At 64.7% G+C, this 7,344-nt stretch carries 8 protein-coding genes; all 8 read right to left on the reverse strand.

The genetic code is table 11. From position 1 onward, the window contains the following. Window positions 1-1,217 (reverse strand): phospholipid carrier-dependent glycosyltransferase (locus SGJ19_11375; GenBank protein ID MDZ4780844.1); only part of this gene is annotated, 1,217 nt, incomplete at its 3' end. Between the two features lie 16 nt (window positions 1,218-1,233). Next, a complete protein-coding gene (locus tag SGJ19_11380; protein MDZ4780845.1) occupies window positions 1,234-1,446 on the reverse strand; it encodes a hypothetical protein in 213 nt (70 codons plus the stop codon). An 18-nt stretch (window positions 1,447-1,464) separates the two neighbouring features. After that, the gene (locus SGJ19_11385) at window positions 1,465-2,733 is read right to left on the reverse strand and encodes a glycosyltransferase family 9 protein (GenBank protein MDZ4780846.1); all 1,269 of its coding nucleotides are present in this window, start codon (window positions 2,731-2,733) and stop codon (window positions 1,465-1,467) included. Next, window positions 2,717-3,652: a glycosyltransferase gene (locus SGJ19_11390; GenBank protein ID MDZ4780847.1), complete on the reverse strand. Its 936-nt coding sequence runs from the start codon at window positions 3,650-3,652 to the stop codon at window positions 2,717-2,719. Before SGJ19_11390 ends, SGJ19_11385 begins: the two co-directional genes overlap by 17 nt. Window positions 3,653-3,942: 290 nt before the next feature. Next, complete coding sequence (locus SGJ19_11395; GenBank protein ID MDZ4780848.1) at window positions 3,943-5,391, reverse strand: DUF2334 domain-containing protein; 1,449 nt, start codon at window positions 5,389-5,391, stop codon at window positions 3,943-3,945. Continuing rightward, on the reverse strand, window positions 5,388-6,200 hold the full coding sequence (locus tag SGJ19_11400; GenBank protein ID MDZ4780849.1) for a glycosyltransferase family 2 protein: 813 nt from the start codon (window positions 6,198-6,200) through the stop codon (window positions 5,388-5,390). The genes SGJ19_11395 and SGJ19_11400 overlap by 4 nt, the downstream gene beginning before the upstream one ends. Then, window positions 6,197-6,928, reverse strand: coding sequence for a CDP-alcohol phosphatidyltransferase family protein (locus SGJ19_11405; protein MDZ4780850.1), 732 nt, complete (start codon window positions 6,926-6,928; stop codon window positions 6,197-6,199). The genes SGJ19_11400 and SGJ19_11405 overlap by 4 nt, the downstream gene beginning before the upstream one ends. Continuing rightward, window positions 6,925-7,344 (reverse strand): hypothetical protein (locus SGJ19_11410; GenBank protein ID MDZ4780851.1); only part of this gene is annotated, 420 nt, incomplete at its 5' end. The genes SGJ19_11410 and SGJ19_11405, both read right to left, overlap by 4 nt.

A 7,344-nucleotide genomic window follows, 5' to 3' on the forward strand; every position in this document is an offset into this window, starting at 1 on the left:
CGCCGCGCGATCAGCAGTCCCGGTAGTAACGCCAGGAAAGCCGCCCCGAGTTGATGTCCGCGGCCGCCGAAATCTTCAGCGTGCATCGTGACTGCCCAGGGCGCCGCAAGCAGTCCCCACGGGGTGCGCCCGAGCGGCAACTTGCTTTCTCGAATCGTCGGCGCGGCGCTTTCATCGAGGGCGCTTTGAAAAAACGGATAGACCGGATTGCCGCGGTAATAGGCAGCCCGCGCGTACCACGGCCCGGCGACGGCGGACGCGAGCACGACCATGATAGCGGCGCCGCGCAGCCAGGATTTCGTCCGCTCGCGATCGCGCCATGCCAAGCCGAACCAAGTAGTGAACAAGGCCGCCGCGAAGAGCAACGCGAGGTACTTCACGCCGATCGCGCCGCCAAGCATCAAGCCGGCCGACAGATACCAGTGCGGTCCGTCGTCGTCGATCGCGGCGCGCCACCAGGCTGCCACGGCTAGCGTCGTGAACACCGCCAGACCAACGTCGTTCAACGGCGCCGTCATTTGATTCGTCACGCCGGGCGCGAGCAACACGATGCCGCCAGCAAACCAGGCCCAGTCGCGCCCTACGACACTCCGCGCCAGCAGTACCGCGGCCAGGGCCAGCAGACCGCCGAGCGCCCAATGCATGAGCTGTGCCGTCACGCCACCGTCGAGCGCCAGCGCCCACAAGTACCACATCTCCACGAGCAACGGAAACGTGGAGTTCTCATGGTCAGGCAAGTAGGCGAGGCGATGTTCCTGAAGAAATCGCTTCGGCAACTCCAGGTGATAACACAACGCATCTCCGGCGGTTGGGGGCGCGACAGCGCTCGTTAAACTCGCCAGCAAAGCGATCAGGCAACAAGCGCCGAATAGCTTTAGCCAAATGCGCGAAGCTTGTGGGCCCAGCTCATCCATCACCTTCTCGCGCAATACTGGGCATGTTCGACGATGAATCGATGCCTGCACGATCTCGCCGATGCCCCAACTGGCGGCCGCCACTGTGAATACGGCGATCAACTCGAGATACAGTAAGCCGACGCAGCCTAGCCCCATCCAGAGGACGCCGACCACGATTAATCCGAGCGACACGCTCCATACGGCCAGCGCGCAGCGATCCTCCATTTCCAGTCGCCAGGCGCGCACCAGCGGCCGTCCCACGCCGTAGGCGGCGAGCAGAATGGCGACCAGCGTCAGGATGGATGTGAACGAGGCCAACATGTCGATTTCACCGGCGTTACGAAAAGCTGCGAAACAACCAATACAGATAACAGGCAGTCACCAAGAGGCACCACGCGGCGAACAACGCCGCGTGCCAGGCCGGAATCGAGCGCGGCGAACTGTTCACCGCCTCGCGACGATTCCAGAACAGGAGGCCCAAATGTTGCCTGGCGTTGTGCAGCGGTCGCGCACGATTTGCGTCGACCGGCGGACGATTCGAGGCGACCATGCTGTTATGCATTCCTGGTTAAGCGGCTTCGTGAATCAAGTTCGGCGACGCCGTGGTCGTTGGACGCCAGGTCTCCGCGCGCAACATGGCGAGCGCCGCATCGAGCACGTCGCTCGGCGTAATTCGCGTCATGCACGGGTGTTCGGCCCACGGGCAGCTGCGCAAATGGCAGGGCGAGCAGGCGACGTCATGGCGCACGACAGTGACGTGTTCGCTGCGCGGTTGCCATTGGGCGGCGTGATTCGTGCCGCTGAACAGCACGACGACCGGCGTGCCAAGGGCCGCGGCCAGATGCGCGGGCCCGGAATCGGCGCCGATGAACAAGTCCGCTCCCGCGAGCAGGGACGCCGTGCGAGAAAGCTCCAGCTTGCCCGTGGCGTCGATCACCTGCGGCCATGGCTGATCGCCCAGGATTTCGGCGGCCCGTTCTTGATCTCCGGTGCCCCCCACCAGCGCGATCTGAAAATCGCCGCTGAGAATCATTCGTCCCAGTAATTCACGCCAGTGCGCCGCGGGCCAGCGCTTAGCCGGGGTGCCGGCGCCAATGTGGAACACAATCCTCGGACGTCGTTTGGTATCGGTGCGTGGCGGCCAGAGCCGATCATCCGCGCGGGCCGTGAGCCTCGGCAGGATCGGCGATTCTGTTCGGATTCCAAGCAATGCCAACAGCGCGGCGCGGCTCTCGGTTTCCGGCCGTTGCGGGACGAACTCGGGGCTCTCGGTCAACAAGAATCCGCCGCCGCCGGCATGCCAGCCGATGCGACGTCGCACGGCCGCTAACCACAACAGCAGCGCATGGGGAAACTCGCCGCGCACGTCTATTCCCAGATCAAAGTGGCGCCCGCGCAATCGCCAGGCCCACGCCAGCATCGCCGGCAGCCACAAACCCGGCAGCCACGAAGCGAACCGATTCACGCGCGCGACATGGACGCGATCAACCTCGCGGCAGGCGGCGAATAGCGCGCAGTTGCGTGACGAGGCCAAAACTTCAATCGACGCTTGCGGATAGGCCCGCCGTAACGGCGGCAACATCGCCAGCGTAATAATGGCGTCTCCCAAGTGGTCCAGTTGCACCAGCAGCAAGCGGCGAACTTCGGCCGGCTCTGATGGGCCGTCGTCTACATGCTTGGCAACCGCCGCGAAACGCCCGCGCAACCACCAGCCGATGCCATCGATGACCGCAAACAGCAATCGCCAACGCAGACGCACGTAACGGTAGTGCGGCAAGGCCACGCGGCGACGGCGGACGCGTTCGGAATCCCGGGCACGATCAAAGGAGGGTTTCATAAGCCTCCTTCGTCGCGCGCGCTACGGCGTCGCCAGTGAAATGCTGGCCGACATGCACAGCCAACTCGGGCGATCGCGGCGCGTGATACGCGTCCCATACCGCGGCGCGGATCGCGCCGTCATCTTCCGGCGAAACGTACCGCGCATGGGCGCCGAAGTACTCCTGACACGCGCCGTCGGCGGTGAGCACGAGCGGCGCGCCGGTGAGCCCCGCTTCCAGAGACGCCAAGCCGGGCGTTTCGTACCAACTCACCAGTGCCAGGCAGCGGCAGGCAGCGTAAGCGCTCGCCAGCAGCGGGCTCTCGTGATCGACGCGCCGCAAGAACAGCACGTCGTCGGTCGCCGCCTGTTGGCAGGCCCGCAGATAGTCCTCGTGCCCCGGCACCACGTCGCCCAGCAAGACGATCGGCAGCCCCGTCCCGCGCAGCGCGCGGAGCAATCCCAACTGGTTTTTCCGCGGCTCCAGGCGCCCAACGCAAAGGACAAAATCGCGCCAGCCCGTTGTACGTTGAAAGAGTTCTGCATCCGCTGCGGCGAAGCGGGCATCGGCGCCGTTTGGCACGACGCGCAGTTTGTCGTCCGCAATGCCGAACAGTCGCCGCAGTTGTTCCGCTTCGAGTTGGGAGTTCGGCAGCAGCAAATTCGCTGCGTCGTACAATCGACGTCGCCAGGAAGGTAGCCGTGGGCATGCGCTGCGCGCGGCATACTTGATTCCCGCCCAGGCTCGGCGTGCAAGCGGCCATGGCTCGCGCCACAAATCGCGGAGCGTAAACCAGGTTACTGGCGAGACGCACACCGGTTTGCCGGCACGTCGCGCGGCGACGGCCAATTCGACCCATTCCGGCGTGCTGCCGACCAGATGCAGGACGTCGAACGCGTCCCAATCGTCCTCCCAAGGTCGCCACGGGCGCGCATTCACGCCCACGTTCGGTAACCATGTTGCCAACGAGCGCAACTGCACTTCGCCCCCGCCCGGCGAACAAAATCCGGTGAGCGATCCGGCAAGCGCGACTCGCGTTGCAGTGCGCGCATGTTTCGGCGTTGCTAGTTGCGCAGGCAGAACAGCGCAAGCGCTGGGTGCCACTGGCGGCTTGTCCGCCAGTGCGGTTTTGACGTCGCTGGCGGACCCAACTCCAGCACTGGCGGACAAGCCGCCAGTGGCACCCCACGTCAAACTCTCTGCGGGTGTACTTAGTTGCGGCGCGGCGTTCATCCTTGCCACCTCCGCAATGTGCGCTTCATCCAGCCGCTCACGGTACTGGCGTTGATCTCTTCAATCGGCGTCGATTTTTCCCAGTCCAAGAATCGTTTCACGTGCCCGCGCAGGCCCTCGGCGCGATCGACCCGCACCGGTTGAAACCGTGGGCGCTGACCACGGCGTTGATAAGCGAGCGCCGACGGAGCGAATCGCAACACGGTCTCCGCGAGCGGCATCTGCGCTACGTGCTCGCCGCGCCAATACTCGACGGCCACTTGGTAGTTCGAAGGTAAGCCGTTGGCGAACACCACGTACTCGTCGCCGTCGCGCAGCACGCGCAGTGAGATCTTCTGTCGGGCGCGCCACCAGAGCGCTTGTTCCGCCATCGTGGCTCGCCAAAGCAGGCCGCAATTGCGCGCTGCGGCGAGCATTGCGCGGACGATTTGCGGATAGCGTCCCCAGCGGCCAGTTGGATGATCGTAGAGCAGCACCGGCTCGCCATCTTCATAGCGATTGGCGATCCATTGTTCGAAGTACCGCGTCGCCGGTTCGATCACGGCCGCGGCCGCCATCCCGCAGGACTCGGCGGCCTCCAGCACCACGCCGAGGCACACCGGATGTACCGGGATTTGCAACACGCCGCCGGGACTCGGCTCAAACGGCGCGTCGTCGTAGGCGAGGCCAAACTCGGAACTGTGCGAGACTCCCAAGTTCTTGAGCACTTCGCCGAGCGCCGCTGAATAACGTCCATGCGGCGCGACGAATCCGTCCGGCGCCAAGCCAGCGCGTTCCAGTACCTGCCAGCCGCGCGAAATGTTGCGCAAATTCTGCTCGTAGTCCGCGTACGTGTGGTGATGAAACCCATGCCCGCCGACGTGCCAGCCGCGTAGTCGGGCGAGCGCTTCGGGATGCCGCACGAAGTCGGCCGCGCAAACATAGTGACTGACGGCGCGTTCCTGCCCGCGCAACGCGTGGAGCAGTGCGTGAAAGTCTTCCGTGTGATAGTCGTCGTGATCGATCCGCAAACAGAACGCCGCGCGGTACGGAAAGGGGCAACTGCCCACTTTCAGCCACACGCCGCCGCGCCGTTCGATCGCTTCGCGCAAGGCCGCCATCAGCCGGCGGCGCACGTCGCGCTTGTCGACGAGCGATACTTCCTCGCGGACCGGCAGCGGCCCCAACGTCCACTGCGCCCGACGCGAGCGCGTATCGGCCAACTGGCGCCAGGGATCGTCCCCCAAGCACTCGACAACTTCATCCAGATCGACGAGGCATTGACCGTTCTGCAGCGGAAAAGCGCAACCGGCGCGGCCGCTGGCCAACACGAAGCGACCCGCAGGCGACCCCGGAGCGTGAACGCAAAACGGAATCCCTTCCTGTTCGAGCGCACGGCACAATTCGAACGGCGGGCGATCAAGCACCAGCGGCAACAATGGCAGCGCCAACTCCGGATGGATCATGCCAGTCCTCCTTGCGGCAGCGCACAAGGGCGAAGGTGTTCGCCCGCGCCGCTGCAATCACGCAGTTTCCATTGCCGACGATGTTCGCGCGCTCCGACCCATACGGACAACGCGCTGAGCGCACAAAACGCCCAGCCCGCAGGCCCATCCAGCACGCCGAGTTTCCACGCCAGTCGGCGAAACAGCTCACGCGGCGGACCGAACCAAGCCTCGAACGATTGCGGCGGAATTCCTTGATCCACTCGGGCACGTGCCGCCAAGGCGGTGTAGCGGTGCATCTTGTCAAAGAACGCCGAGACGTCCGGCAACGTGCAGTGTTCGAGTCCGGCGGATAGACTCGCAACACGCCCGCGCACCTGACAGGTTTCGTGTACGTCGCCGGTCCAAAATGCGTGATCGCGATGAACCAAACGGATGGGTCGATCGTCTTGCGTGCCGGCGTAACGCATCGAGCGTCCGAAGATGCGACTGCGAATCGGCACGTGGTAGCCCAATGCGGACTCGCTTCCGACGCGTCGACGCAATTCGTGGACGAGCCGCGGCGTCGGTCGCTCATCAGCGTCGAGCATCAACAACCAATTGCCGCGCGCGTGTTGCAACGCGCAATTCCGCTGGGCAGCAAAATAGTCGAAACGGCGCTCCACAACGCGGCAGCCGTGGCGCCGCGCCAAAGCGAGGGTTCCATCGCGCGAACCGCCGTCCACGACAAGGACCTCGTCCGCCCAACCGAGCGAAGGCAGTAGCTCCGCAAGGTTTCGCGCCTCGTTCTGTGCGATGATTGCCACGGTTAGCGTGGGAAGAGCGTTCATGCCGCCTCCCGCCGCAGCCGTCGCGCGACCAGGACATGGCGCGCCAGCCAGCGAAATTGGTAGTAAGCGGCGATCACGGCCAGTTCGACGCCCCAGGCGCCGGAATAGGCTGCCGCCATGGCTAGATGAATCCGCACGTCGGCATTGGCCGGCAGGTGATAGAGTGGCGTCGCCCAATGGCCAGAAGTTGTCACAGGCGTCGGCGCCGCATCCACGGCATCGGAATTCTCCGACGCCAATCCATACATGAAGAGGTACTTGCCCGAGACGAACGCGCCCCACAACCACCAGGCTACGTTTCCCCATTGCGCGGCTGCGGCGAACGCGAACGCGGTATGCAAGGCGATGTCGGCCAATTCGTCGAGATTCCCATCCAGCCAGGCGCCGTAAGCGCTGGCGGTCCCTTGTCGTCGCGCGAGTTGGCCGTCGAGCCGATCGCAAAACCAGGCCGCCATGATGAGTGCCGCCGCCACGGCGCAGTACGCCGGCGCCAACAAAATGGTCGCCGCCGCCGCCAGCGTGCAGCCGAAGCCGCACCACGTCACATGGCAAGGTTGCAGCGACGAACGCATCAGATAACGCGACGCAATCCCAGCGAGCGGACGCAGATACCAGCGCGAGATCGGGTAGTTCCGCGCGCGGCGCGCTTCGTCTCGTGCGCGCGCGTTGATCGCCTCAGGGGTCCAAGCCGCGCGCGTTTCGGTCGTAACGCTTGCCACTCCACTCACGCGTGAATCCTCCCAGTGGAAGGGGCCAGCGATGCGGGGTGGAAACGGGCGAAGAACTGACGCTCGCGCGTCAGTGATGTCGTTGCGCGATAGTTCGAACTTCTAGCTTGATGACGCATTTGCCAGGCGTCCATAAACGCGCGGGTGAAGCTCGCTGCCTCGCCTTGCTTGTGAGGCGAGGATGCTACCCAGTCGCGCGCCAGCCGTGCGGCGACGCCAAACATCCCCCGCGCGCGATGCCACGGATGACGCAGGTGTTTCCATTGAAACAGCAGCGTGTTGCGCCACGCCAGCGCATCGCAGCCGGACTCCCCGAAAGCTGGCGCGAAGCTGGCGGCGCCACGGTGGTACGCCAAGGATTCCGGTACATACCGTGCATGCCAACCGGCGGCGAACCCACGATAGCCGAGATCGAG

It is taken from the genome of Planctomycetia bacterium (genome assembly GCA_034440135.1).
Taxonomy (GTDB): Bacteria; Planctomycetota; Planctomycetia; order Pirellulales; family JALHLM01; genus JALHLM01.

Bases quoted from the DNA above. Each gene is read 5' to 3' on its own strand.
- SGJ19_11400 (MDZ4780849.1), bottom strand. From the start codon at position 6,200: ATGAACGCTCTTCCCACGCTAACCGTGGCAATCATCGCACAGAACGAG.
- SGJ19_11380 (MDZ4780845.1), bottom strand. From the start codon at position 1,446: ATGGTCGCCTCGAATCGTCCGCCGGTCGACGCAAATCGTGCGCGACCG.
- SGJ19_11385 (MDZ4780846.1), bottom strand. From the start codon at position 2,733: ATGAAACCCTCCTTTGATCGTGCCCGGGATTCCGAACGCGTCCGCCGT.
- SGJ19_11395 (MDZ4780848.1), bottom strand. From the start codon at position 5,391: ATGATCCATCCGGAGTTGGCGCTGCCATTGTTGCCGCTGGTGCTTGAT.